A 25,483-nucleotide genomic window follows, 5' to 3' on the forward strand; every position below is an offset into this window, starting at 1 on the left:
CACCCACGGGGCGCCGGTGCGGGAGACTGCACCGGTGACCGCCACCGCCCTCCCCGTCCCGGTGGTGGAGCTGTCGGGGGCGGCGGTGAGCGTGGGGGGTCGGACGCTGTGGAGCGGGGTCGACCTCACCGTCGGCGCCGGGGAGTTCGTGGCGGTGCTCGGGCCCAACGGGGTCGGCAAGTCCACCATGGTCAAGGCGCTGCTGGGGCTGCTGCCGCTGGCCCAGGGCGAGGCCCGGGTGCTGGGCCGGCCCGTGGGCACCGGCAACCCCGAGGTGGGCTACCTGCCCCAGCGGCGCAGCTTCGACGCCCAGCTGCGGGTGCGCGGGGTCGACGTGGTCCGCCTGGGCCTGGACGGCACGCGCTGGGGGGTGCCGCTGCCGCTGGCCGGCCGGTTCAGCGCCCGGGCCCGGGCGGCGCAGGCCCGGGTGCGCGAGGTGGTCGAGCTCGTCGGTGCCACCGCGTACGCGCACCGTCCCATCGGGGAGCTCTCCGGCGGCGAGCAGCAGCGCCTGCTCATCGCCCAGGCCCTGGCGTCGCGGCCCCGGCTGCTGCTGCTCGACGAGCCGCTGGACAGCCTGGACCTGCCCAACCAGGCCGCCGTGGCCGCGCTGATCTCCCGGATCTGCGCCACCGACGGCGTGACCGTGCTGATGGTCGCCCACGACGTGAACCCGATCCTCGGCTACCTCGACACGGTGGTGTACCTGGCCCAGGGCGGGGCGGCGACGGGCACCCCGCGCGAGGTGATCACCTCCGAGACGCTCACCCGGCTCTACGGCACCCCGGTGGAGGTGCTGACCACCTCCGACGGCCGGCTCGTGGTGGTCGGTCAGCCGGAGGCGCCGCACACGCACTCCGAGCGCCACCCGTGAGCCCGTTGCTCGCCCAGGCCGCGGACCCGCGGCTCAGCTGGAACGTGGTCGAGCTGGTGCGCCAGGCGCTGCAGTTCCCGTTCATGGTCAACGCGTTCCGCGCCGGGGCCGTGGTCGCCGTGCTCGCCGGGTGCGTCGGGTGGTTCATGGTGCTGCGCCGGCAGAGCTTCGCCGGGCACACCCTGGCGGTGGTCAGCTTCCCCGGCGCCGCGGGTGCCGTGCTGGTGGGCGCGAGCGCGGTGTCCGGGGTGTTCGTGTTCGCGGTGGTCGCGGCCCTGGTCATCGGGCTCGCCCCGGTCGCCTCGGGCCGTGGCTACAGCGAGGAGGCCGCGGTCACCGGGACCGTGCAGGCGCTGGCCCTGGCCGCGGGCTTCCTCTTCGTCACCCTCTACGGCCGCAACGTCAACGGGGTGACGGCGCTGCTGTTCGGCTCCTTCCTCGGCATCACCACCGACGAGGTGCTGACCCTGGTGGTCGCGGCCGTGGCGGTGCTCGCGGTGCTCGCGGTGCTCGCCCGCCCGCTGCTGTTCGCCTCCGTGGACCCGGCCGTGGCCGCCGCCCGGGGCGTGCCCGTGCGCGCGCTGTCGACGGGGTTCCTGGTGCTGCTGGGGGTGGCCGCCGCGGCCGCGAGCCAGATCACCGGCAGCCTGCTCGTCTTCGCCCTGCTCGTGGTGCCGGCCGCCACCGCGCAGGTGCTCACCGCCCGGCCCGCGCTCTCGGTGGCGCTGACCGTGCTGCTGGGGGTGGGGCTGACCTGGGCGTCGCTGCTGGTGGCCTACTACGTGGACTACCCCATCGGCTTCTTCCTCACCTCGGCCGCGTTCGTCATCTACGTGGCGGCCGTGCTCGGCCGGCGTCTCGTGCGGGTGCTCGCGTGAGCGGCGGACCGCCCCTGGCCGACCTGCTGGACATGGCGTTCATGCGGCACGCGCTGCTGGCTGGCATCCCGGTGGCCGCGCTCTCGGGCTTCGTCGGCTGGTTCATGGTGCTGCGCAGCCAGGTGTTCACCGGGGACGCACTGAGCCACGTGGCGTTCACCGGGGCGCTGGGCTCGCTGGCGCTGGGCGTCAGCCCGCAGCTCGGCCTGCTCGTGTGCACCGTCGTGGTCGGGGTGGGGCTGGGGCTGCTGGGCGGCCGCGGCCGGGCCGACGACGTCGTCATCGGCACCGTGTTCGCCTGGGTGCTGGGCCTCGGGGTGCTCGCGCTCTCGGTGTACACGGCGAGCGCGGCCGGCACCACGGCGGGCTCGGCCGGGATCAGCGTGCTGTTCGGCTCGATCTTCGGGCTCAGCGCGAGCGCGGCGTGGACGGCGGCCGGGGTGTCGGCGGGGCTGGTCCTGCTGCTCGCCGTGCTGGCCCGGCCGCTGCTGTTCGCGAGCCTGGACGAGGCCGTGGCCGCCGCGCGCGGGGTGCCGGTGCGCGCGCTGGGGCTGGTCTTCCTGGCTGTGGTCGGGGCGACGGCGGCGCAGGCGACGCAGGCCGTGGGGGCGCTGCTGCTGCTGGGGCTGCTGGCCGCGCCGGCGGGGGCCGCCCGAAGGCTGACCGACCGGCCGTACGTCGGGATGGTCCTGGCCACGGGGATCAGCGTGGCGTCGATGGTGCTCGGGCTGCTGGCCAGCTACGTGCTGCCCCAGGTGCCGCCGAGCTTCGGGATCCTGGCCGTGGCCGCGCTGGCGTACGGGCTCTCCCCGCTGGCCGGGCGGGTGCGGCGTCGGGTGGGGCGCTCGCCGCAGGTGGTCCACGCGGGCAGCTGATGCCGGGCGGGTGATCGCCGGCCACCGGGGGCGGCCAGGTCCACGCCGTGCGGGCGCCGCGGCGCCGTTCAGCGGGCACGCCCTCCACCAGCTCGTCCACGGCGCCGGCACCGCGCTCACCCGCGACCTGCCGCCGCAGCTCCTCCGCGCGAACACGGGCTGACCGGTCGCGTCGGGGGGCTCTGGCAGGCTCGCGCCCGTGAGCGACGGGGTGGTGACGGTGCACGGGCTGTGGTCCCGTGGCACCGGCCTGCTGCTGTGGTTCGAGCGGGCCGGGGCCGGGGCCGGGGCCGGGGCCGGGGCAGCGGGTCTGCACCCGGACGCGGTGGCGGACCCGGCGACGCTGCCCGGGCCCCCGCGCCGCTGGGAGGGACGGCTGGAGAGCGCGCTGACCCCGTCGGCCCTGCGGCGGCGGCCCGAGCTGCTGCTGCCCAGCGCGGGAGGGGTGCCCGTCACCACCGGGGCCACCGAGCTCCGGTCCTGGCGCGTGCCGGCCACCGCGCTCGCCCCACCCGCGGCGGCCGAGCTGCTGCACGAGGTGGCGCACCTGCACAGCACCAGCGAGCAGGGGTGGGTGCTCTCGCCGGAGCTGCTGTTCCTCGGCGAGGTGGCCTCCGGCGTCGCCCGCTGGGTCTACTCGGGGCGCGTGGTGCCCTCCGTGCGCGGCATCGACGACGAGCACTGGGCCCGGTGGGTCCTGGTCGACGACGGGCCGGTGCGCACCTGGCGCACCCAGCTGGCCGCCGCCCTGCCGCCCGTGCTCCGCGCCGAGGTGGTGCAGGGCGGTGCGGTCCCCGCTGCCGAGATCGTGGACGACCTGCTCGACGAGCTCACCGACGCGGTGGTCCGCGGGACCCTCCGGCTCAGCGAGTCCCAGGCCCGCGGCGCCTTCCACCCGCTGGTGCGCTCGCTGGAGACGGGGGACCCGCTGGAGGCGTTCGGGGCCAGCACCACGAGGCTGCGCACGAGCCTGGCGGAGTGGGCGTCGAGCTCCTCGCTGGGCGCGCCGGAGGTGCTGTTCCGGCTGCTGGAGCCCGTCGAGGGCGACCCTGTCGCTGAGCCCGTCGAGGGCGACCCTGTCGCGGAGCCCGTGGCGCCCGACTCCACCTGGATCCTGGAGACCTGCCTGCGCACGGAGGACTCGGCCCCGGTGCCCGTGCGCTCGCTGCCCCGCTCCCCCGAGACGGCGGGTCTCGCCCTGACCGCGCTGGGACGGGCCATGACGGCGTGGCCGCGGCTGCGGCGGATCACCCCCGACGTCCGCGAGCACGTCGTCGCGCTGAGCACGGCCGACACGGTGGACCTCGTCACGCGGGGCGCGCAGCAGCTGCGGGCGGCGGGCATCGAGGTGCTGCTGCCGCGCGCCTGGACGCGGCTGGACCCGTCGGTGGCGCTGAAGGTTAGCTCGCCCGCGGCCGCGGCGGCGGTCACCTCGGGGTCGGTGGGCATGGCCCAGCTGGTGGACTACGAGTGGCGACTGGCCCTGGGCGAGGTGGTGCTGACCCCGAAGGAGCTCGCGGCGCTGGCGACGTCCAAGGCCGAGCTGGTGCGGCTGCGCGGGCAGTGGGTGCGCCTGGACGGGGCCGCGGTGGGCCGGGCCGCCCGGTACGTGGCCGGTCACAGCGCTCGCGGAGCCACCCTCGGTCAGGTGCTCAGCGAGCTGACCAGCACCGACGTCCCTCCCGTGCCCGTGCAGGAGGTGGAGGCCACCGGCTGGCTCGGTGACCTGCTCGCCGCCCAGCCCGGCTCCACCCTGACCACCGTGGGCTCCCCGCCCGGCCTGCGCGCGCTGCTGCGGCCCTACCAGCAGCGCGGGCTCGACTGGCTGGCGTTCATGAGCCGCCTGGGCCTCGGAGTGGTGCTGGCCGACGACATGGGTCTGGGCAAGACCGTCCAGCTGCTGGCCCTGCTGCTGCACGAGCGCCGTGACGCGGCCGCGCCGGGGCCGACCCTGCTGGTCTGCCCGATGAGCGTTGTGGGTAACTGGCAGCGCGAGGCTGCGCAGTTCGCCCCCGACCTGCGGGTGCTCGTCCACCACGGGGTGGGCCGGCTCGCGGGCGAGGCGCTCGCGGCTGCGGCGCCCGCGCACGACCTGGTGCTGACCACCTACCAGACCCTCGCGCGCGACAAGGACTCCCTGGCCCTGGTCGGCTGGGACCGGGTTGCCCTGGACGAGGCACAGCACGTGAAGAACGCCGCCACCACCCAGGCCCGGGCCGTCCGGGCGATGCGGGCGCGGCACCGGGTGGCGCTGACCGGCACCCCGGTGGAGAACCGGCTCGAGGAGCTTCGTGCCGTGCTCGACTTCGTCAACCCGGGGATGCTCGGGTCGGCGCAGAGCTTCCGGGCCCGGTTCGCGGTGCCCATCGAGCGTGAGCACGACGAGGGTGCCGTCACGCGGCTGCGCACCGCCACCCGTCCGTTCCTGCTGCGCCGGCTCAAGACCGACCCCACCGTCATCACCGACCTGCCCGCCAAGAACGAGATGACGGTGCTGGCCAACCTCACCGCCGAGCAGGCCGCGCTGTACAAGGCCGTCGTCGACGAGATGCTGGCCAAGATCGCCGAGGCCAGGGAGCAGGGACAGGAGATGGCCCGCCGAGCCCTGGTGCTCACCACGCTGACCCGGCTCAAGCAGGTGTGCAACCACCCCGCGCACTTCCTGGCCGACGGCTCGGCCGTGCTCCGCCGGGGTGCGCACCGCTCCGGCAAGCTCGACCTGGTGGAGGACGTGCTGACCTCCGTGCTCGCCGACGGGGAGAAGGCGCTGCTGTTCACCCAGTTCCGCCAGTTCGGTGACCTCGTCGGTCCGTGGTTCGCGGAGCGCTTCGGCGTGGAGGTGCCGTTCCTGCACGGGGGGGTGTCCAAGGGGCGGCGCGATGCGATGGTCGAGCGGTTCCAGGGCACCGGTTCGGCCGCCGGCGACGACGGGCCGCCGCTGATGCTGCTGTCCCTCAAGGCCGGCGGCACGGGGCTGAACCTGACGGCGGCCAACCACGTCGTCCACCTGGACCGCTGGTGGAACCCGGCCGTGGAGAACCAGGCGACCGACCGCGCGTTCCGGATCGGTCAGCGCAAGGACGTGGCCGTCCGCAAGCTGGTGTGCGTGGGCACGGTGGAGGAGCGCATCGACAACCTCATCAGCAGCAAGCGCGAGCTGGCCGACCTGGCGGTGGGCTCCGGCGAGGGCTGGGTGACCGAGCTCGGCACCGACGACCTGCGCGAGCTGTTGACGCTGGGCGCGGACGCGGTGGGCGAGTGAGCGCGGGGTGGGACGTGACCGGGTGGGTGGGGTGGGGGACGTGACCGGGTGGGTGGGGTGGGGGACGTGACGTGGTGGGGGCAGCGGCTGTCGGACGCCGTGGAGGAGCTCATCGACGAGGGGCGGCTGCAGCGGGGGCGGACCCTGGCGCGCACCGGCAGCGTGCTGAGCATGAGCGTCGAGCCCGGACGGGTCAGCGGGCAGGTGCAGGGCTCCGAGGTGCGGCCGTACTCGGCGTCGTTCCTGCTCGCACCGTTGCTCGACACCGATGCGGCGGCCGTGCTCGCGCTGCTCGAGCGCGAGCCGGAGCTGGTGGCGGCGATGGTGGCCGGGGAGCTGCCGTCCGTGCTGGGCGAGCCCGAGCACGGGCTGTTCCCGCGCTTCGCCGACGAGCTCGACTTCGAGTGCACCTGCCCGGACTGGGGGTGGCCGTGCAAGCACGCAGCGGCGCTGGTGCACGTGCTGGTGGAGGGCATCGACGCGCAGCCGCAGACGCTGCTGGCCCTGCGCGGCGTCGACGTGCAGCCGCTGCTCGGTCTCCGGTCGGCGGCTGAGCCGGAGGAGGCGCTGAGCGACCACCTCGCCGACTACTTCGCCCCGCGCGGTCCACTCGCTCAGCCGCGGGTGGAGCACCGGCCCGCGCTGGAGGACCTGGACGCCGAGCTGCTGCGCGCGGCTCTGCGGTCGGCCGGCGGGGGCAGCGGGTCGGCCGAGGACGCCGTGGCCTGGCTGCGGGAGGCCTACGGACGGTTGCGCTGAGCGTCCGCGCCGCGTGCGGTCGACGCGTGACGGCCGTTCAGGCGAGGGCGGACATCGACGTCCAGGTCGCCCAGGAGAGCGCCCAGTCGTAGATGTCACCGTCGGCCGCCGAGAGGTCGATGGTGGTGCCCGTGACCTCCACCGGGTCCCCGATCATCGCCGTGCCGAAGTACTGCTGGGCGTCGGAGCTCGACATGTTGACGCAGCCGTTGGAGACGTTCGAGGAACCCTGCACACCGACGGTGCTCGGGTTGGCGTGGATGAACTCGCCGTTGTTGCTGATCCGGACGGCCCAGTGCTCCTCGACGTTCTCGTACCCGCCGGGGATGTTGGTCATGAGCACCATCTCGTCCATGGCGTTGACGACGTGGATGCCCGAGCGCGTGACGTTGCGGGGCAGGTCGGCCTTGCCGTAGCTCACCGGGTAGCTGGACACCGGGGAGCCGTCCCGCTCGATGACGATCGTGTGGCTCGTGGTGTCGGCCTTGACCACCTGGTTGCGGCCGACGGTGAAGGTGGAGCTGACGTCGCTGGCGCCGTAGCGACCACCGCCCAGGTCGAGGCCGTAGAAGGCCCCCGTCACCGTCACGGTGGTGCCGGCCGCGAAGTAGCTCTTGGCGCGCCAGTGGGCCCGGGCGCCGCCGTTGCTGTCCGGGAGCCAGGCCCACGAGCCGACGGTCTCGGGGCTGGTGGTGACGGTGAGCGCCTTCTCCGCGGCGGCCTTGTCGGAGACCTTGCCGTCGAACTGCAGCATCACGGGCATCGCGATCCCGACGGTCGCACCCTCTTTCACCAGCGGGTTCAGGACCGCCCCGGTGGTGGACGGATCGAGCGTCGCGAACGACCCGCTGACGGGTGCGGTGAGGCCGTCGCTGCCGACGGCGGTCCCGCTCCACGTGTAGGTCTTGCCGTAGCCCAGCACCTCCGTCGTCGACCAGGACGCGCCCCCCGGGGCGAGGGCGCCAGCCACCGCCTTGCCGTCGGGATTCGTCAGGGTGAGCGCGGTGATGGTGCCGCGGGTGGTGGTCACGGTGACCGGTGCGACGGGCGAGACCCCGGTCGCGTCGGTGGTGGGGGCGTAGGCGACGGTGACCACCGGCTTGGGCGGGGGCGTCGTCGGTGGTGCCGTGGTCGCGGCGGGCCCCGTACCGCCGCTCAGTGCCGACGGGCCGGCCGTGCAGCCCGTGGCGACCGCGGCCAGCAGGCCGAGGGCCGCTCGTCGGGTGAGCACTGGCGGGGTGGTCGTCATCTCTGCTGGTCCTTCGCGCGTCGCGGGGCGGTGCAGCGGCCGGAGGGCCTGGCACCACGTCGTCCTGGTGGTGAGACGCACGGCGAGGGCGAGAGGTTGGATCGGACGTGCAGCAGGTCCCCCAACCGCGTGCCACGACCATTATGGTCGGCCGGCCGGCCGTGGCGCAGCCGTTCCCCGTCTCGCCGGCCGACGGCCGACCAGCCGGGGGGATAGCGTCGGACGGCGTGAGCTCCCTCGTCGAACGCCGCTGGGCGCGCCTCGCGGTGACCGCGGTGCTGGGCGCGCTGGTCATCACCGTCGTCGCTGCCGTGACTTCGCAGGCCTCCCCCGGCACCCTCGCGATCCTGGCCGGCGCCGCCGTGGCGGTGTTCGCCCTGCTCCTGGGCACGGCCGAGCTCGGCGCGCGCAAGACCCGCGCCCGCGTCACCGGGATCGACGACCCGACCACGGCGTGGCGGCTGACCCACGACGTGGAGCGCGGACGTGTCCCGGTCGACGACGCGTGGTGGCCCGCCGCCCGCCAGTGGGCCACCTACCGCACCCGTCGGCGCATCGACGACCTCCTCGCGCTGGGGGTGCTGGCGGTCCTCGCCGTCGTCCAGCTCGTGGGTGCCGTGGTGAGCGGGGACGTCCGGAACTACGTCATCCCCGTGCTCATCGCGGGGCTGGTGGCCCTGGCCTGGACGGCGCGCCGGCGCACCCAGCGCAACCTGCGGACCGTGCTGGAGGTGGTCGGCGCAGCAGAGGGAGCCCCGGCCGACGCGTGAGCACCGCCGACGTGTTCCTGCTGCTCGCGGCGGGGGTCGGTGCTGGGGCCATCGGCTCCACGGCGGGGCTGGCCTCGCTGGTGTCCTACCCCGCCCTGCTCGCCGTCGGGCTGCCCCCTGTCACGGCGAACGTGACGAACACCGTCGCCCTCGTGGCCAGCGGCGCCGGCTCCGCCCTGAGCTCGCGCACCGAGCTGCGCGGCCAGGCGTCGACGGTGCGCCGGCTCGCCGGGTTCGCCGTGGCCGGTGGGATCACGGGTGCGGCCCTGCTGCTGGTGACCCCGGCCGGTGCGTTCGAGCGGATCGTGCCGTTCCTCGTCGGGCTGGCGTCGCTGCTGCTGCTGGCCCAGCCCCGGGTGCGGCGGCTGCGCCGGGAGACCGTGGGGGACGGCGGCCGGTGGCTGGTCCCGGCGGGCACCTACGTCATCGGGGTGTACGGCGGCTACTTCGGCGCGGCGGCCGGGGTGATGCTGCTGGCCCTGCTTCTCGTGGCGACCGAGGAGACCCTGGTCCGGGCGAACGCGCTGAAGAACATCCTGCTGTGGATGGCCAACGGGGTGGCTGCGATCGGGTTCGCCCTGCTGGCCGACGTGCAGTGGACCGCGGCCGCGCCGCTGGCGCTGGGCTGCCTGCTGGGTGGCTCCCTCGGTCCGGCCGCGGCCCGGCGGATCCCGGAGACCCCGCTGCGCATCGTGGTCGCCGTGGCCGGGCTCGGCCTCGCCGTGCAGCTGTGGGTGACGGCGTAGCGGCGAGCCCGACGACCGTGGTCCCGTCCCGGCGGCCCGTCCTGGTGCGGTCAACGACGTGGCTCACCTGCCGCCGGAGCGGCCGGGCTGATCCGGCGCGCGTGCGCGAGGTCCAGCACGAGCAGCGCGAGGCCCTGCACCACCACCGCCGTGCCGTGCCCGCGGGCCGCCGCCGGCCCGAGCCGTCCGCCGAACCCGGGCCGCCGCACGGCAAGCTGCGTCCCGACGGCCAGGTAGCCGACGTCCAGCGCGGCGTTGACCAGCAGGACGGTGCGCAGCCGCCGCGCCGTCGGTGGGGTGGAGCTGCGGGCGGCGCCCACCCCGGCGATGGCGAGGTCCACCACGCCCCACGCCGCCGTCTGGAGCCCGAACGCGCGCGCCGACGGAGCGGCGGTCAGGCCGAGACCCACCAGCGTGCTGGTGGCGCCGAGCACGGTGAGCCGGCGGGTGAGCTGGGCGGCGACGACGGGAGCGGGGGTCACGTCAGGTCGGTGTCCTCCGCGAGCTCGAAGCCCACGGCGTCGACGTAGAAGGCGATCGCGGCGTCGTAGGAGTGCACCAGCAAGGTCGTCAACGAGAGCATCGGCATGCGTCCACGATGGCAGAGGAGCTCGGTGGACGAGCCCGCGAGGATGGACCCGTGGAGGCCCGACTGCTCACCCCGGCCGACACCGACGCCGCCTGGCAGCTCAGCCGCCTCGCCTTCGGGGGCACCGACGCGGCCCCACCCACGGGGTACAGCGGCGACCGCCCCGGGCGCCGGAGCTGGGGGACCTTCGACGACGGGCGCCTCGTGGCCAAGGCGGTGGACCGCGAGCAGCACCAGCTCTTCGGCTCACCGGGGGCACCGCTGCCGAGTGCGCCCTGCTCGGCGCAGCCACGGCCGGACCCTCAGCGTCGCTGGTCGACTACTTCTGACGACCCCCGCGCGCATCCCCCGTGCGCAGCCCGCGCACGCGACGTCGCCCGGGGCGCGGGCACCGGAGGGCGTAGCGTCGGCGCTCCACCCGCGGCGGAACCCAGCCCGGACCACGTTCGTCTCAGCGTGCGCCGCAGGCCGGCGCCGGAGGAGCTCCCATGGCCGGCAAGAACAAGGGTGGCCGCGAGGCGAAGAAGCCCAAGACGGAGAAGCTCAAGTCGAACGCCTCGCAGCCCAGCACCAAGGGTGCCGCGGGCGACGTCGTCGCGGCCAAGGTTGCCGGGAAGCGTCCCGCCGGGCGCTGACCCGCGAGCAGGACCCTTCTCGCGTAGCGTCGTTCCGGACAGGCTCCCGAGTCCCCGGGGCCGTGCGTGATCGACGTCCGGTGTCCCCACCGTGCGGATACGACCCGTCTCCGACCGAGGGCCCCGCACCTGATGACCGCACCCGCCGCAGCAACCCGGTCCGCGCGAGAGCGGCACACCAGCGTCTACGCAGCACTGTCCCAGCAGGTCAGGGACGCCGGTCTGCTGCGTCGTCGGTACGCGTACTACTGGACGCTCATCGTTGCCACCCTCGTCGCGTTCGCCGGCGTCTGGGTGGGCGTGGTCCTCCTGGGCGACTCGTGGTGGCAGCTGGGGCTGGCCGCCGTGCTGGCCGTGGTCAGCACCCAGCTCGGGTTCCTGGGCCACGACACGGCCCACCGCCAGGTGTTCGCCTCGCACCGCTGGAACGCCTGGACCTCCAGGGTGCTCTCCGGGCTGTTCGCGGGGCTCAGCTACGGGTGGTGGACCGGGAAGCACAACAAGCACCACAACGCCCCCAACCAGGAGGGCAAGGACCCCGACATCGCGCCCGGCACGCTCGCGTTCACCCCGGCGATCGCCGCCGAGCGCACCGGGCTCGCCGCGTGGCTGACGGCGCGGCAGGGCTGGGCCTTCTTCCCGCTGCTGACCCTGGAGGGTCTGGCCCTGCACGTCGCCAGCGTGCAGACCCTGCTCCAGCAGAAGACGATCCCGCACCGCCGCACCGAGTTGACGTTCATCGCGATCCGGCTGTCGACCTACGTCGCCGTCCTGTTCGTGATCCTGCCCCCCGGCAAGGCCGCGGCGTTCGTCGGTGTCCAGCTCGCGGTGTTCGGGGTGCTGCTCGGCGGTTCCTTCGCGCCCAACCACAAGGGCATGCCCCTGGTGCCGGCGAGCATGAAGGTCGACTTCCTGCGCCGGCAGGTGCTGATGAGCCGCAACATCCGCGGTGGTCCGGTCACCGACTACATGATGGGCGGGCTCAACTACCAGATCGAGCACCACCTGTTCCCGTCCATGCCGCGGCCGAACCTCAAGCTGGCCCAGCCGATGGTCCGCGAGCACTGCCGCACCCACGGGGTCGCGTACACCGAGACGAGCCTCGTGCGGTCCTACGGCATCGTCGTGCGCTACCTCAACCGGGTCGGGCTGGCCGAGCGCGATCCGTTCACCTGCCCGCTGGTGCAGCGCTACCGCGCCTGAGTGCCCGTCCCGACGGTGGCACTGCCAGCGGCCGGGCGTCCTGCTCCGGATCGGATCGAGGGGGAACCGTGATCGTCGACGACGCCGTGCGTGCCCGGGTGGTGGAGGCGGAGACCCTCCTCGACGGCCTGGCCGTCCCCGGGTCCGCCTCCCACGCCGCCCTCCGGGTCCTCGCGGACGCACGGCGGGACGGCGTCCCGGGGGTGGTGGTGGTGCTGGACGCGATCGAGGCGGTGCGGGACCAGGCCGAGCTCAGCCTGCGGGCGGGCCAGCACGCCGAGGCGGTCAGCGGCGTGCCCGCCGACGCCGACGGTCCGCACTGGCTGGTCGCGACCGCCCACGAGTGGCAGCGCTACCTGCGGTGGCTGGTGCTGGTGCACGACCGGCTCGCCGCCGACGTCGCGGCCCTGCCGGAGTCGACCCGGTGGGCGGCCGTCCGCGGGTGGGAGCAGGCCGCCGATGCGTGTGCCGCCGCCCGGTGCACGTGGGCGCAGCTGGTGCCCGACGCTGCCCACCAGGGGGTTGCGGTGCAGGAGCTCGTCGAGGGTCAGGACCCGCTGGGCACGGTGCTGGTGCACGGACGGATCCACGTCGACGTCGCGGACCTGGTGGCCTCGCTGCGCACGCGGGCCGAGGCGTTCGCCGTGGCCGCGGGGGCTGCCGGCGTGGCGGGCGACGAGCTGGGTCGGCTGGTGTCCGAGGTGGTCGGTGCCGAGCTCTCGTCCCGCGCGGACGAGCTGGACCTGGCCTCCATCGACCAGGTGTCGAGCCGCGCAGGGCACGCCCCGCCCCGGGGGCTCGGGTAGCCCGGTCGACACAGCACCGTAGGTTTCCCGTCATGCCGTTGTTCAGCTTCGAGGGCCGTTCCCCGCAGGTGCACCCCGACGCGTGGATCGCCCCGACCGCCACGCTCGTGGGCGACGTCGTCGTCGGCGCGCACGCCTCGGTCTGGTACGGCGCCGTGCTGCGCGGGGACTTCGGGCGCATCGTGGTGGAGGACGGTGCGAACGTGCAGGACGGCTCCGTGCTGCACGGCGGGGACGACCCGGTCACGACCATCGGTGCGGGCGCCACGGTCGGCCACCTGTGCGTGGTGCACGGCTGCACCATCGGCCCGGAGGCCCTCGTCGGCAACGGTTCGGTGGTGCAGGACGGGGCCGTGGTCGGTGCCCGCGCCCTGGTCGCGGCGGGGAGCACTGTCACCCCGGGAACGGTGGTGCCGCCGGAGACCGTGGCCGCGGGCACGCCTGCCGTGGTGCGGGGCCCGTTGACCGTCGGGGCGCGGTGGTGGGTGGAGAACAACCCGCAGGCCTACCGCGACCTGGCTGTCCGTCACGCCCGCGGCGTGCGCGAGGTCTGAGTCACGCCCGCGGCGTGCGCGAGGTCTGAGTCACGCCCGCGGCGTGCGCGAGGTCTGAGCCGCGCCCGAACGGTTACGGTCGTCCAGGTCTGTGGGCTTGATCGATGCAGCGCGGGAACCGGAGGCAGTGCCGTGGTCGTGGTCAGCGAGCTCGGGGTGCAGCGGGCCAAGGTCGCGGTGGCGGTCGCGTTCGCGGTGAACGGGCTCGCCATCTCATCGTGGCTGTCCCGGGTCCCGGCCGTGCGCGACCAGCTCGAGCTCTCCACCGCCGAGGTCGGTCTGCTGCTGCTGTGCCTGTCGGCCGGGGCCGTCTCGGCGCTCGTGCTCTCCGGGCCCCTCGTCACCCGGCTCGGACCCGGGCGCGCGGTGCTCACCGGGGCGGTGGTGGTGGCCGTCGGCCTCGCCGGGCTCTCGCTCGGCCTGGCCCTGGGCTCGCCCGTGGTGGCCGGGGTGTTCCTGTTCGCCTTCGGGGCGGGGAGCTCACCGTGGGACGTGGCGATGAACGTCGAGGCCGCGGACGTCGAGCGGCGCCTGGGCCGGCCGGTGATGCCGCGCTTCCACGCCGGGTTCAGCCTCGGCACGGTCGCCGGCGCGGGGATCGGGGCGGCCGCTGCCGCCCTGGACGTCCCGGTGGCTGCACAGCTGGTCGTCACCGCCGCGGTGGTGGTCGTCGCCGTCCTGGTGGCGGTGCGTCGGTTCCTGCCGGTGGCCCCCGGCGAGGTGGAGACCGGCCGACCCCGGGCCCGCGATGCCTGGCGTGACCGTCGGACGGTGCTCATCGGGCTGTTTGTGCTGGCCTTCGCGCTCACCGAGGGCGTGGCCAACGACTGGATCGCCCTCGCGCTGGTCGACGGTCACGGGGCGACGGAGTCCCTGGGCGCCGTGGGCTACGGGGTTTTCGTCGCGGCGATGACCATCGGGCGGCTCACCGGTGGTCCCGCCCTGCAGCGCTGGGGCCGGGTGCCGACCCTGCGGGGCGGGGCGGCCACCGCCCTGGTCGGCCTGCTGCTGGTGGTGTTCGGCGGGCCGGTCGTCCTGGTGCTCGCCGGTGCTGCGCTGTGGGGGATCGGCGCGGCCCTCGGCTTCCCGCTGGGGATGAGCGCCGCCGCGGACGACCCGGTCCGGGCCGCGAGCCGCGTGGCGGTGGTCTCCTCGATCGGCTACACCGCCTTCCTGGCTGGCCCGCCGCTCATCGGGATCGTCGCCCAGGCCAGCGACATCCTGCGGGCGCTGCTCGTGGTCGTCGTGGCCCTCGCGGTCGCCTTCGTCCTGGCCGGATCCACGCGCGAGCCCGGGACGGCCCGGACCGCCTGACCCGTTCGCGCCGCGTCCACCACCGCGGCCTACCGTCTGGGGATGACTGCGGCCTGGGACCTGCTGGTGAGCACCGAGGACATCACGACGACCGAGCTGCGCGAGGCCGCGCTCCCGGAGCCGGGGGACGGCGAGGTGGTGCTGGCCGTGAGCCGGGCCGGCGTCACCGCGAACAACGTCACCTACGCCGTGCTCGGGGACACCCTGCGGTACTGGCGGTTCTTCCCCGCCCCCGACGGCTGGGGCCGGGTGCCGCTGTGGGGCTTCGCCGACGTGGTGGCCTCCCGCGCGGAGGGCGTCACCGAGGGGCAGCGCGTCTACGGCTACCTCCCCACCTCCAGCCACCTCCTCGTGCGCCCGGAGCGGGTGGGCCCGCACGGCTTCCGCGACGCCGCGCCGCACCGCAGCGAGCTGTCCGCGGTGTACAACGCCTACGCCCTGACCACGGGCGACCCCTCCTACGACGCCGCGCTGGAGGACCTCCAGGTGCTGTACCGGCCGTTGTTCACCACCTCGTTCGCCCTGGCCGCGGAGCTCGCCGAGGGTGGTGCTCGGGGCGCGGGAACGGTGGTGCTGAGCTCGGCGTCGAGCAAGACCGCCTACGGCACCGCGTTCCTGCTGCACGGCGGTGCGGCGCGGGTGGTCGGGCTGACCTCGGTGGGCAACCGGGCGTTCGTCGAGGCCCTCGGCTGCTACGACGAGGTGCTGACCTACGATGAGGTGGACCGGCTCCCGCTCGAACCCACCGCCTACGTCGACGCGGCGGGCGACCAGGGGCTGCGCGAGCGCCTGCACGACCACCTCCGTGAGCACCTCGTGCTGGACCTCATCCTCGGCGTGACCCACCAGGACACCGGCCGGGCCGAGGTGGTCCACGGGGCGCGGCCGACGCAGTTCTTCGCCCCGGACGTGATCCGGGACCGCACCGTGGAGTGGGGCCGGGCCGGGTTCGAGCAGCGCCTCGGGGACGCCTGGTCGAGGTTCGTGCCGCGCGCACGGGAGTGGGTGGACGTGGTGTCCGGGCACGGTCCGGCCGAGCTGGCGCAGGTGTGGGCCGAGGTCGCCGCCGGACGGGCCGCCCCGCGGACGGGGCACGTGCTGACCTTCTAGGCCTGCTGGGTCTACACCAGCGGGGTCGCGCTGAGGACCATCACCTGGGCGGGGCCCGCCCGGAGCCCGCCGTTCGCCGCACCGGCCTCGACCATGTGGGGGGAGCGGCCGTGGGCGTCGAGCTCGGCCCTGCTCGCCCACTCCTCCAGGAGCACGAACCGGTCGGGGTCCCCGCCCACGGAGTGCAGGTCGTACTGCAGGCACCCGGCCTCGGCCCGCACCAGCGGGGCCAGGCGCGCGAAGGCCTCGACCTGCTCCTGGCCTCGGCCGGGCTGGGTGGTGATGACGACGACCAGGCGCAGCGACATGGCCCGAGCGTAGGGGCCCCTCGCTACAGGTGGTGCACCGCGCCCAGTGCCGTGTTCCACGGTTCGACGAGGGTGGCCCGGTCGGCCGGGTCCAGGAGGTCCCCGAGGACGAGCGCGGTGACCGCGTCCCACGCCGTGGTCCCGGCCGACGCTGCGGACACGTCCACCACGGCGGCGCCGCCGGCGGCCCGGGTGGCGTCCCACACCGAGGCCTTGGCCGCGGCCAGCTGGGCGACCAGGTCGGCGTGACGGGCGCTTTCCTCTGCGTGCACGGATGCATCAGCTCGCGGCTGCGTCCACGGCCGGCGCAGCGCCACGTGCTGGCCCGGGTCGAGCTGGGCGCACACCCGCACCAGGTGGACGACCTCCGCCCACTGCGGCCCGTAGGTGTCGTGCAGCAGGGGCGGGGTGATCTCGACGCCGCGCAGGGTCGCCGTCACGAGCTCGAGGTCCACGCCCGGGGAGTCGTTCCAGCGCTCGGCCCGCCCCAGGTGCTGGAACACCGCGCGGGCGACGAGCCAGTCACCCGGGTGCTCGGTGACCCGGCGCAGCGCCCCGGTCAGGCAGAGCTCGCCCCGGCTGCTGCACTCGGCGTTGGTGGCCCAGCCGACGCTCTCGATGAGGTCGGCCGCGCGGGCGGGCTGGGTGCGCAGGCTCACCGGACGAGTCCACCACAGGGCGCACGACCGGACCCGGTGCCACTCCGCCGGAGCGCGGAGCTCAGCTCGTGATCTCCGGCGGCAGCGTGTCGAGCATCGTGACCTTGCCGTCGACCCACTGGTAGCGCACCGTCGCGAGCCCGGAGGCCCCGGCGTTGGACTCCCCGGGCTTCGGGTAGCGGTAGCGGACGACCACGGTGTCGTCCGTGCTGGCGGCGACGTCGATGGTGGTCAGCCCGTAGGCCTCGGGGGTGCCGGTGCCCTGGTAGGCGCCGTCGTGGAACATCATCACCTGCTCCGGGGAGCCCCCCGTCGCGCCCTGGACCGTCACCGAGGCCGCGGAGAGCGTCGCGCAGGGGTCGTAGTTCCCGCCGTCCGGGGTGGGGTCCCACGCGACGTCCGCGAGGGCGGGATCGGTGAAGGCCGGGCGGAGCTGTGCCACGGCGGCCGTGACCGCGCTCGCGCCCAGGTCCACCCCGCAGGTCGGCGCGGTGGTCGCGGGGCTGGTCGCGGCCGTGGTGGCGGGGGCCGTGGTGGTGGACGGGGTGGTCGTGGACGGGGTGGTGGACCGGGTGGTCGTGGGTGCCGTGGACGACGCGGCTCCCACCGCGGCGTCGGGCCCGCAACCGGCCACCAGGATCAGCAGGGCGGTTCCGGTGAGCAGTGTGGTCCTCGGTGCGTGCACGGTGCATCCCTCCGTCGTGGTTGCCTCTGGGACGCTCGGGACCCTGGTCCGGTTGGCTCGGCATCCCCGGCGGTGCACCGCTCGGCGCCCCCGGGGCGCAGCATCCCCCGCCGGCGTCGGGCCTCCCGCGCACGCGGGTCGGGACTGCCGCCTGGGCCGCACCTGCTGACCGACTTGTTCCTTTGCCGCGCAGCACGACTCGGTGGCGTTGACTTCCACCCGCCCAGCGGTGAGTGTGGGCCACGCCACTGCACCCGAGCCGGGGCGGTACGTCACGGCGAGGAGGTGCGGGTGCTCTACCGCGGTGGTGATCCCCGGGTGGCCGAGCTCGCGGCCAGGGTGGAGCTCCGCATCGCGGAGATGACCGACGACACGGTGGCGGGGATCGTCGCCGAGATGAAGGTCTACGGCTCGGAGCGCTTCGTCCCGGTGGCGGAGCTCCGTCGCTCCGTCGTGGACAACCTCCAGGTCGCGCTGCGCACGCTGCAGGGCGCGGGCGCCCCCGACCTCACCAGGGCCACCACCACCGGACGCGTCCGGGCGCTGCAGGGCGCACCGCTGCCCGAGCTCGTGCGCGCCTACCGGATCGGGCTGACCGAGGTGTGGCGCCGGGTGGTGGACCTCCTCGACGACGGCCGCCCCGGGGACCTGGCCGCCCTGGTGGCCGCCACCACCGCGATCTGGGCCCTGGCCGACGACTACGCCGAAGCGCTGACCACGGCCTACCGGGGCGCCTCCACGGAGGTCGTGCTCGCCCACCAGGCCCGCCGCTCCGCCCTGGTCGAGGCGCTGTTCGCCGGCGGGGCCTCCACCGAGGGGATGCTCTGGGACATCGCGAGGGTGCTCGGGCTGACGGTGGAGGGCGACTTCGTCGTGGTCGTGGCCGAGACCCCGGCGCTGGGGCAGGAGCCGCTGGACAAGGTGGAGGCGCGGCTGCGCGAACTCCACCACGAGTCGGCCTGGCGGCTGACCCCTGACCTGCAGGCCGGCGTGGTGTCCCTGCGCCGCCCGAACGCGGCGCAGGACGTGCTCGAGCTCGTGGGAGCGGCCACGGAGGCCCGGGTCGGGATGAGCCCGGTCTACTCGGGGCTGGCGAACACGGCGCGGGCGCTGCACTTCGCGCGGGTGGCGCTGTCCAGCCTGACGCCCGGGGTGCCGGGAACCGTGCAGTTCACCGAGTCGCCGCTGGCGGGACTGGTCGCCAGCGCGCCCGAGGCCTCGGTGCAGCTGGCCCACCAGGTGCTGGGACCGGTGCTCGACCTCCCGGGCGAGGAGGGCAACGTGCTGCTGCTGACGCTGCGCGCGTGGTTCGACAGCCAGGGCTCGACCAACCTCACCGCGGAGCGGATGTTCTGCCACCCGAACACGATCCGGTTGCGGCTCAAGCGGATCACCGAGGAGCTGGGCCGCCCGTTGAGCGACCCCGAGCACATCGCGGAGGTGGGCGCCGCCCTGCGCGCGCTCAACCTGTTCCCCGGCACCGACCACCTGCCGACGCCGCCCGCGCGCTGAGGCGCCCGCCGCCCGCGTGCGCAGACCTCCGCTGTGACGGCTCACACACCACAGCCGGACGATCATGACCCCGCCACACAGTTGGTGATCATCCCGGCGCACACCGTGAACCGTGTCGTACCGTCCTGGACATTCCTCGGGGAGATGTATACCGCCCCGTTCCACGACACAGCCCAACGGCGGGCGCCACCTCGGTTCTCGCCGATCCGGACGGGCAGCGGACCCCGCTGACCGCCCGGCCCAGCGAGAGGATCCCCATGGTGCGACCCGCCTCGACCCCGAGCGGAGCGAGCAGCGCGACGACGAGCAGCGTGACCAGCGACGCGACCGGTGCCGACCCCACCGAGGAGGACCGTCCGTCCACCTCGCGCCGCCGCTTCCTGACCTACCTCGTCGCCGCCCCGACCCTCGTGGTCGGCGGCCGCTTCATCACCGACAGCGTCAACCCGGCCACGGCGGAGGCGGCCATCCCCAGCGCCCCGGCGCCCGCCGACCTCGTCGACCTCGGCGACCTCCTCATCGCCGCCGCGCTGCCGACCTCGAACCTCATCTCGCTGCAGTTCACGTCCGACGGCGTGTGCCACTTCGCGCTGCCCCGCATGGAGGTCGGCCAGGGCATCACCACCACGGTGGCGATGATCCTCGCCGAGGAGCTCGACATGTCGCTCGACAAGGTCGACGTGACCCTCGCCGACGCCCGTCCGGAGCTGGTCTTCAACCAGCTCACCGGCAGCTCGAACAGCGTCCGCGGCCTCTGGGGCCCGGTGCGCTCGCTCGCCGCGACGGCGCGTGCGCAGATGGTGGGCACCGCATCGCAGCTCTCCGGCGTGCCGGCCAGCCTCCTGTCGGTCAAGGACGGCGTCATCTCGGCGGCGGACGGCAGGTACACCGGCACCTACGGCGGCCTGGCCGTGCTGGCCTCCGGCTCGCTGCTCAGCATCGCCAGCGGCAACACCGCCGCGCCCAAGGACCCGTCGACCTACACGGTCATCGGGACCCCGCGGACCCGCCAGGACGCCCGCGAGATCGTCACCGGGGCGAAGAAGTACACCCTCGACCTGGTGGTGCCCGGGGCCAAGCCGGTCTACGTTCGCCGACCGCCGACCATCAACGGCACGGTGAGGTCGGTCAACAACGAGGCCGCGGTCCGCGCGCTCGAGGGGATCATCGACCTCTGCGTCATCCCCACCGGGGTCGCCATCATGGCCGAGACCTTCGGCCAGGCCCTCGACGGGCTCAACGCCGTCGACGTCACCTGGGGTGCGGGCACCGTGGACGGCGAGTCCAACGCCACCATCCGCGCCAAGCTCCGCAAGACCGCGCTGCCGCTGGCGGTGCCGGGCCTGCTCGCGCAGTACATCGACGCGGAGTTCGACTGGGCGCCGGTGAGCCACGGCGCGATGGAGACCAACTCCGCCATCGCCGACGTCCGCGCGGACTCGGCCGAGATCTGGTCCGGGTTCAAGACCCCCATCGTCGCGGCGCAGACCATCGCCGGTGAGCTGGGCCTACCGGTGGACAAGGTCGTCTGCCACACGGTGCAGTCCGGCGGGTCCTTCGGGCGCCACCTGTTCTTCGACGCCGCGCTCGAGGCCGCGCAGATCTCCAAGAAGCTCGGCCGCCCCGTCATCCTCAAGTGGACCCGCACCGACGACGTCCGCCACGGCCGGGCCGCCCCCGCCAGCTACCACCGCATGCGGGCGACCTTCCTGCTGGGCAACGTCACGACCTTCGAGCACCGGGTGGCCTCGGTGGAGACCGACTTCCGCCACGGTCTCGGGGAGATCCTCACCGCCACCGCCACGCAGCTGCCCGCCCCGCTGAACGCCGGGAACCTGAGCATCTCGGAGACGCTGTTCGAGACCACCATCAAGTCGCCCTACAACTACGGGGTGGTCACCCAGCTGCTCACCGAGCTGCCGGCCCAGTTCCACACGGCCAGCTTCCGCTCGGTGTACTCCTTCGCCACCCGTGGCTCGGAGGAGATCCTCGCCGACGAGATCGCGGCCCGGCTCCGTCAGGACCCGGTGGCCTACCGGCTCGCCACGCTGAAGACCGCTCGGCAGAAGGCCGTGCTGCAGAGGGCGGCCACCGAGGGCGGCTGGGGCAAGAAGATGCCTCGCGGCACCGCCCAGGGCATCGCCTTCCACGACGAGTACGGCTCCTGCACCGCCTGCCTGGTGGAGCTGGACACCACCAAGAAGTCCACCATCAAGGTCTACAACCCGGACGGCTCGCCCAACGGCACCAAGCAGATCACCGTCCCCCGGGTCACCAAGGCCACGATCGTGGTCGACGTGGGCCGGGCCCTGAACCCCCGCGGGCTCGAGTCGCAGATGCTCGGCGGGCTCACCGACGCCATCTCCATCGTCTTCCGGGCCGGGCTGCACGTGGTCAACGGCTCCGTCCTGGAGGGCAGCTACTCCGAGTTCCACTACGCCCGTCAGGCGGACTCCCCGAGGAACGTGAAGATCGTCGTCATGCCGCCGACCGGTGAGCCCGGTGGTGCCGGCGAGCTCGGCGTGCCGGCCGCGGTGGGGGCGATCGCCAACGCCTACGCCCGGGCGACCGGGACCAAGCCGCGCAGCTTCCCGATCAACTTCGAGATCGACTTCCCGCCGCGGCCGCCGTCACTGAGCCCGCAGCCCCCCTTCCGGACCGCGTGAGAGGACCCGACCCGTGCCCAGCTACAGCTTCCAGCTCAACGGCAAGACCGTGAACGTCGACGCCCCGGCCAACCTGCCGGCGCTGTGGGCGATCCGCGACAAGCTCGGGGTCACCGGCCCCAAGTACGGCTGCGGGATCAACGTGTGCAAGGCGTGCACGAGCCACCTCAACGGGGCGGCCGTCCAGCTCTGCAACACCGCGACCTCCGACCTCGACGGCCAGACCGTGACCACCATCGAGGGCCTGGCCGACACCGTTCCCGGCGACCTGCACCCCGTGCAGGAAGCCTGGATCGAGAACGACGTGGCCCAGTGCGGGTACTGCCAGCCCGGGCAGATCATGTCCGCTGCGGCGATGCTCGCGACGAACCCGAACCCCACCGACGCCGACATCGACGCCATGATCAACGTCTGCCGCTGCGGGTCGTACTTCCGCATCCGGGAGGCCATCAAGGTCGCCGCGGCCAAGATGCGCTGACCCTTCCGCTCGCCCCGCCGGTGGCGGGCTGCCCACGCCCAGGTGACGTCCTGGACCACGGGCAGCCCGCCACCTGTGCGTCCGGGACCGGCGGCGGCCAGCTCTGGCCGGGGCCGTGCGAGCATCACTGGTGTGGCGCCGGACCGGAACGTGCTGGGTGGACCCCTCCAGGAGTGCGGGACGGAGCCGATGACGGGCTTCTACCGGGACGGGTGCTGCAGCTCCGGGCCGGAGGACCGTGGCAGCCACACCGTCTGTGCCGTGGTGTCGACGGAGTTCCTCGCCCACCAGCTGACCGTGGGCAACGACCTGCAGACCCCGCGTCCCGAGCACGGGTTCGGCGGTCTGCGGCCGGGCGATCGGTGGTGCGTGGTGGCGGCGCGGTGGATGCAGGCCTACGAGGCGGGTGCGCCGGCGGGCGTGGTGCTGGCCTCGACCAACCTGCTGGCGCTGGAGATCATCCCCATCGCGGCCCTGCGGGAGCACGCCGTGGACGTGCCGGACGACGCGAGCGGACTGGGCTGAGCGGCACCCGCACCCGACCCGGGCAGCGCTCGTGCTCGACGCGGCGGCACGGCGGCCAGCGCGGCGCGCCCTCGGGTCCGGGACGTACCCGCTGGTCGCAGCGGTGCGCACCCGGCACCCCTCCCGGTCGGTGATCGGCCCTGTTGACGGCCGGCCGATAGGTGGCACAGTCGACTGTGACCCAGGGCACTGGGTGCACCCATCCGAGCCTCACCCGCTCCCCGAGCGCCTCAACCCTGCTCCCGGAGCACCTCACCCTGCCCCTGGAGCACCTGAGCCCGCTCCCGGAGCGCCTACTCGTGGAGGAACCGTGACCGAGACCGCCCAGACCCCGCCGGAGATGACCGACCTGTTGGCGAACGCGCCGAGCAACTGGGGCAAGTGGGGCCCGGACGACGAGGTCGGCTCCCTGAACTACCTCACCGCCGAGGAGGTCCTGCGCGGTGTGCAGCACGTCAAGCAGGGCTCGGTGTTCACCCTGCAGCGCCTCATCGGAGACCCCAACGGTGACCCGGTGTGGCCGGGCCGCACCCCGGCCGAGCGCACCCAGATCCTCGACGAGTCGAACTGGGACGAGGGCAACGGCGGCCCCGCCTTCCCCGGCGGACTGCACTACGCCGACGACAAGATCAACGCCTTCCTGCAGGGCTCCACGCAGTACGACGCGCTGGGCCACGTCTGGTACGGCGGCAAGATCTGGAACGGCTACGACGCCCGCACCACCATCGGCGGCCTGGACAAGGCCAGCATCCAGCCGATCGCCGAGAGGGGCATCGTCGGGCGCGGGATCCTGCTCGACATGGCCCGCTTCCGCGGCAAGTCCACGATGGACACGGCGGAGACGTTCACCCACGAGGACCTGCAGGAGTGCGCCAAGGCCCAGGGCGTCACCATCGAGAAGCACGACGTCATCATCATCCGCACCAACTACCTGCAGCAGTTCTTCGAGAAGGGCGACGCGTTCTACGACGGCTTCTGCGAGCCGGGCCTGACCTACTCCCCCGAGCTGGTGCAGTGGTTCCAGGACATGGAGATCCCCAACCTGGTCACCGACACCATCGCGAACGAGGTCACCACCGACCCCGTCTCCGGCGTGGCCCTGCCGCTGCACTGCGCGCTCATGCGCAACCTGGGGGTCACCCTCACCGAGATCTGCGACCTGGAGAAGCTGGCCGAGGACTGCGCGGCGGACAACCAGTACGTCTTCCTCTACGTTGCGGCGCCGCTCAAGGTGGCGCTCGGCAGCGGGTCCCCGGTGAACCCCGTCGTCATCAAGTGACGGCCGGCCCCGTGACGAGCGTGTACGACGAACGGCCCTGGCTGGCGAGCTACACCTCCGACCAGGCCCCGGACGTCGACGTGGAGTTCGACGACGCCCTGGCCATGGTGCGGGCAACCGTGGCCTCGCGCGGCACCAGCCCGGCGCTGACCTACTTCGACGGCGGGCTGAGCTGGTCCCAGCTCGACGAGCAGTCCACCGCCCTCGCGGCGGGGCTGCTGGAGCACGGCTTCGCCCGGGGCGACCGGCTGGCGGTGTACCTGCAGAACGTGCCGCAGTTCGTCGTCGCCATGGTCGCCACCTGGAAGGCCGGCGGGATCATGGTCAGCGTCAACCCGATGAGCCGGGAGCGCGAGCTGCGCTACCAGCTCACCGACTCGGGCGCGAAGGTCCTGGTGTGCCTGGAGTCGTTGTGGGAGGGCGTCGGGCGCACCGTCGTCGGTTCCGGTGACACCGACGTGACGCTCGTCCTCACCACCTCCGAGCTCGAGCACCAGACCCGCGCGGACGAGCGGTTGTTCGCGGGGATGACCAAGCAGGTCCCGCACGACACCACCGACCTCGCCACGCTCATCACCGCCCACGACGGCGAGACCGTCCCGGAGGTGGCGTACGGGATCGACGACGTCGCGTTCCTGACCTACACCTCCGGCACCACCGGCACGCCGAAGGGGGCGATGAACACCCACGGCAACGTCTGCTTCACCGCCCAGGTGTACCGGGACTTCGTGGGGGTGGGCGGTGCGGGCTCGGTGTGGGGCATCGCGCCGCTGTTCCACATCACCGGGCTCATCGGGCACGTGGGGGTGAGCCTGCTCTCCGGCGCGCCGCTGGTGCTGACCTACCGGTTCGAGCCGCAGGTGGCCCTGGACTCGCTGCGGGAGCACCGGCCGACCTTCACCATCGGCGCGATCACGGTGTTCATCGCGCTGATGAACGCACCCGGGTTCGCGAAGGACGACTTCAGCTCCCTCGAGTGGGTGTACTCCGGCGGGGCGGCGATCGCCCCGAGCACGGCCAACGCGTTCCTGGCCGCCACCGGGATGCCGGTGCACAACGCCTACGGGCTCACCGAGACCACCTCGCCGATGACGGCCACCCCGCGCGGCGCGGACTCCCCGGTGGACCCGGCGTCGGGGGCCTTCTCGGTGGGGGTGCCGGTGAACAACACGATCGTCCGCATCCTCGACGAGGAGGGTGCGCCGGTGCCGCTGGGCGAGATCGGCGAGATCTGTGCGCAGGGCCCGCAGGTGGTGCTCGGCTACTGGGGCAAGCCCGAGGAGACCCGGCACGCGCTGCCGGAGCGGGTGCTGCACTCCGGGGACGTCGGCTTCATGACACCCGAGGGCTGGGTGTTCATCGTCGACCGCAAGAAGGACATGATCAACGCCTCGGGCTACAAGGTGTGGCCGCGCGAGGTGGAGGACGTGCTCTACGAGCACCCGGCGGTGCGCGAGGCCGCGGTGGTGGGCGTGGCAGACGAGTACCGGGGCGAGACGGTGAAGGCGTTCGTCTCCTTCAAGCCCGGGCTCTCGGCCACCGAGGACGAGCTCATCGCGCACTGCAAGGAGCGGATGGCCGCCTACAAGTACCCGCGGTCGGTGGACGTGGTGGACGAGCTGCCCAAGACCGTGACGGGCAAGATCCTGCGCCGCGAGCTCCGGGAGTAGCGCCCCGCCCCCGCAATCCACCCACCACCGCCAAGTGCGGGCTCTTGGTCGTCAATCCGAGGTGGATGACGACCATG

General features: G+C 73.8%; 25 protein-coding genes. 19 read left to right on the forward strand and 6 right to left on the reverse strand.

The window, feature by feature from the left end; all coding sequences use genetic code 11:
- Positions 1 to 34: 34 nt before the first annotated feature.
- From RHODO2019_RS16725 to RHODO2019_RS16745, 5 genes are all read left to right on the forward strand, one after another.
- A complete protein-coding gene (locus RHODO2019_RS16725) occupies positions 35 to 874 on the forward strand; it encodes a metal ABC transporter ATP-binding protein (RefSeq protein WP_265382836.1) in 840 nt (279 codons plus the stop codon).
- Complete coding sequence (locus RHODO2019_RS16730) at positions 871 to 1,752, forward strand: metal ABC transporter permease (protein ID WP_265382837.1); 882 nt, start codon at positions 871 to 873, stop codon at positions 1,750 to 1,752. The genes RHODO2019_RS16725 and RHODO2019_RS16730 overlap by 4 nt, the downstream gene beginning before the upstream one ends.
- Positions 1,749 to 2,627, forward strand: coding sequence for a metal ABC transporter permease (locus tag RHODO2019_RS16735; protein WP_265382838.1), 879 nt, complete (start codon positions 1,749 to 1,751; stop codon positions 2,625 to 2,627). Before RHODO2019_RS16730 ends, RHODO2019_RS16735 begins: the two co-directional genes overlap by 4 nt.
- A 199-nt stretch (positions 2,628 to 2,826) precedes the next feature.
- Positions 2,827 to 5,889 (forward strand): DEAD/DEAH box helicase, encoded by a 3,063-nt coding sequence (locus RHODO2019_RS16740; RefSeq protein ID WP_265382839.1) that lies wholly within the window; start codon positions 2,827 to 2,829, stop codon positions 5,887 to 5,889.
- A gap of 66 nt (positions 5,890 to 5,955) precedes the next feature.
- A complete protein-coding gene (locus RHODO2019_RS16745; RefSeq protein WP_265382840.1) occupies positions 5,956 to 6,648 on the forward strand; it encodes an SWIM zinc finger family protein in 693 nt (230 codons plus the stop codon).
- Between the two features lie 37 nt (positions 6,649 to 6,685).
- On the opposite strand, the gene RHODO2019_RS16750 is transcribed toward RHODO2019_RS16745, so the two are convergent.
- Positions 6,686 to 7,897: a L,D-transpeptidase gene (locus RHODO2019_RS16750; RefSeq protein ID WP_265382841.1), complete on the reverse strand. Its 1,212-nt coding sequence runs from the start codon at positions 7,895 to 7,897 to the stop codon at positions 6,686 to 6,688.
- 227 nt (positions 7,898 to 8,124) lie between these two features.
- Here RHODO2019_RS16750 and RHODO2019_RS16755 point away from each other — a divergent pair, with 227 nt between their 5' ends.
- A complete protein-coding gene (locus RHODO2019_RS16755) occupies positions 8,125 to 8,667 on the forward strand; it encodes a hypothetical protein (RefSeq protein ID WP_265382842.1) in 543 nt (180 codons plus the stop codon).
- Complete coding sequence (locus RHODO2019_RS16760; RefSeq protein WP_265382843.1) at positions 8,664 to 9,413, forward strand: sulfite exporter TauE/SafE family protein; 750 nt, start codon at positions 8,664 to 8,666, stop codon at positions 9,411 to 9,413. Before RHODO2019_RS16755 ends, RHODO2019_RS16760 begins: the two co-directional genes overlap by 4 nt.
- Positions 9,414 to 9,463: 50 nt before the next feature.
- Here the strand turns inward: RHODO2019_RS16760 and RHODO2019_RS16765 are convergent, their stop codons facing one another.
- Both RHODO2019_RS16765 and RHODO2019_RS19400 read right to left on the reverse strand, forming a co-directional pair.
- Complete coding sequence (locus RHODO2019_RS16765; protein ID WP_265382844.1) at positions 9,464 to 9,895, reverse strand: DUF6992 family protein; 432 nt, start codon at positions 9,893 to 9,895, stop codon at positions 9,464 to 9,466.
- Complete coding sequence (locus RHODO2019_RS19400; protein WP_354005548.1) at positions 9,892 to 10,002, reverse strand: VOC family protein; 111 nt, start codon at positions 10,000 to 10,002, stop codon at positions 9,892 to 9,894. Before RHODO2019_RS19400 ends, RHODO2019_RS16765 begins: the two co-directional genes overlap by 4 nt.
- A 488-nt stretch (positions 10,003 to 10,490) precedes the next feature.
- On the opposite strand from RHODO2019_RS19400, the gene RHODO2019_RS16770 reads away from it, so the two are divergent.
- The 6 genes from RHODO2019_RS16770 (at position 10,491) to RHODO2019_RS16795 (ending at position 15,624) form a co-directional block, all read left to right on the forward strand.
- Positions 10,491 to 10,637: a hypothetical protein gene (locus RHODO2019_RS16770; protein WP_265382845.1), complete on the forward strand. Its 147-nt coding sequence runs from the start codon at positions 10,491 to 10,493 to the stop codon at positions 10,635 to 10,637.
- 132 nt (positions 10,638 to 10,769) lie between these two features.
- Positions 10,770 to 11,840, forward strand: a complete 1,071-nt coding sequence (locus tag RHODO2019_RS16775; RefSeq protein ID WP_265382846.1) for a fatty acid desaturase family protein — start codon at positions 10,770 to 10,772, stop codon at positions 11,838 to 11,840.
- A 68-nt stretch (positions 11,841 to 11,908) separates the two neighbouring features.
- On the forward strand, positions 11,909 to 12,646 hold the full coding sequence (locus RHODO2019_RS16780) for a hypothetical protein (protein WP_265382847.1): 738 nt from the start codon (positions 11,909 to 11,911) through the stop codon (positions 12,644 to 12,646).
- Positions 12,647 to 12,678: 32 nt separating this feature from the next.
- The gene (locus RHODO2019_RS16785) at positions 12,679 to 13,200 is read left to right on the forward strand and encodes a gamma carbonic anhydrase family protein (RefSeq protein ID WP_265382848.1); all 522 of its coding nucleotides are present in this window, start codon (positions 12,679 to 12,681) and stop codon (positions 13,198 to 13,200) included.
- A gap of 132 nt (positions 13,201 to 13,332) precedes the next feature.
- Positions 13,333 to 14,514 (forward strand): MFS transporter, encoded by a 1,182-nt coding sequence (locus tag RHODO2019_RS16790; RefSeq protein ID WP_265382849.1) that lies wholly within the window; start codon positions 13,333 to 13,335, stop codon positions 14,512 to 14,514.
- Positions 14,515 to 14,556: 42 nt separating this feature from the next.
- Positions 14,557 to 15,624, forward strand: coding sequence for a DUF2855 family protein (locus tag RHODO2019_RS16795; RefSeq protein WP_265382850.1), 1,068 nt, complete (start codon positions 14,557 to 14,559; stop codon positions 15,622 to 15,624).
- Positions 15,625 to 15,635: 11 nt separating this feature from the next.
- Here the strand turns inward: RHODO2019_RS16795 and RHODO2019_RS16800 are convergent, their stop codons facing one another.
- From RHODO2019_RS16800 to RHODO2019_RS16810, 3 genes are all read right to left on the reverse strand, one after another.
- Positions 15,636 to 15,932 carry a putative quinol monooxygenase gene (locus RHODO2019_RS16800; protein WP_265382851.1) on the reverse strand — a complete coding sequence of 99 codons (297 nt, stop codon included), beginning with the start codon at positions 15,930 to 15,932 and terminating at the stop codon, positions 15,636 to 15,638.
- Positions 15,933 to 15,955: 23 nt separating this feature from the next.
- On the reverse strand, positions 15,956 to 16,591 hold the full coding sequence (locus RHODO2019_RS16805; RefSeq protein ID WP_265382852.1) for a DUF6197 family protein: 636 nt from the start codon (positions 16,589 to 16,591) through the stop codon (positions 15,956 to 15,958).
- Positions 16,592 to 16,652: 61 nt separating this feature from the next.
- Entirely contained in the window at positions 16,653 to 17,276 is a 624-nt protein-coding gene (locus RHODO2019_RS16810; protein ID WP_265382853.1) for an LppP/LprE family lipoprotein, read from the reverse strand.
- 291 nt (positions 17,277 to 17,567) lie between these two features.
- On the opposite strand from RHODO2019_RS16810, the gene RHODO2019_RS16815 reads away from it, so the two are divergent.
- The 6 genes from RHODO2019_RS16815 (at position 17,568) to RHODO2019_RS16840 (ending at position 25,406) form a co-directional block, all read left to right on the forward strand.
- Positions 17,568 to 18,788, forward strand: coding sequence for a PucR family transcriptional regulator (locus RHODO2019_RS16815; protein WP_265382854.1), 1,221 nt, complete (start codon positions 17,568 to 17,570; stop codon positions 18,786 to 18,788).
- Between the two features lie 311 nt (positions 18,789 to 19,099).
- The gene (locus tag RHODO2019_RS16820; RefSeq protein ID WP_265382855.1) at positions 19,100 to 21,454 is read left to right on the forward strand and encodes a xanthine dehydrogenase family protein molybdopterin-binding subunit; all 2,355 of its coding nucleotides are present in this window, start codon (positions 19,100 to 19,102) and stop codon (positions 21,452 to 21,454) included.
- Between the two features lie 13 nt (positions 21,455 to 21,467).
- Positions 21,468 to 21,932, forward strand: coding sequence for a (2Fe-2S)-binding protein (locus RHODO2019_RS16825; protein ID WP_265382856.1), 465 nt, complete (start codon positions 21,468 to 21,470; stop codon positions 21,930 to 21,932).
- A gap of 189 nt (positions 21,933 to 22,121) precedes the next feature.
- A complete protein-coding gene (locus RHODO2019_RS16830; protein ID WP_265384837.1) occupies positions 22,122 to 22,457 on the forward strand; it encodes a DUF2237 domain-containing protein in 336 nt (111 codons plus the stop codon).
- A gap of 340 nt (positions 22,458 to 22,797) precedes the next feature.
- The gene (locus RHODO2019_RS16835) at positions 22,798 to 23,736 is read left to right on the forward strand and encodes a cyclase family protein (protein ID WP_265384838.1); all 939 of its coding nucleotides are present in this window, start codon (positions 22,798 to 22,800) and stop codon (positions 23,734 to 23,736) included.
- Between the two features lie 11 nt (positions 23,737 to 23,747).
- The gene (locus RHODO2019_RS16840) at positions 23,748 to 25,406 is read left to right on the forward strand and encodes a class I adenylate-forming enzyme family protein (RefSeq protein ID WP_265382857.1); all 1,659 of its coding nucleotides are present in this window, start codon (positions 23,748 to 23,750) and stop codon (positions 25,404 to 25,406) included.
- Positions 25,407 to 25,483: the final 77 nt, after the last annotated feature.

The sequence above is a fragment of the Rhodococcus antarcticus genome, from assembly GCF_026153295.1.
GTDB lineage: Bacteria > Actinomycetota > Actinomycetes > Mycobacteriales > Mycobacteriaceae > Rhodococcus_D > Rhodococcus_D antarcticus.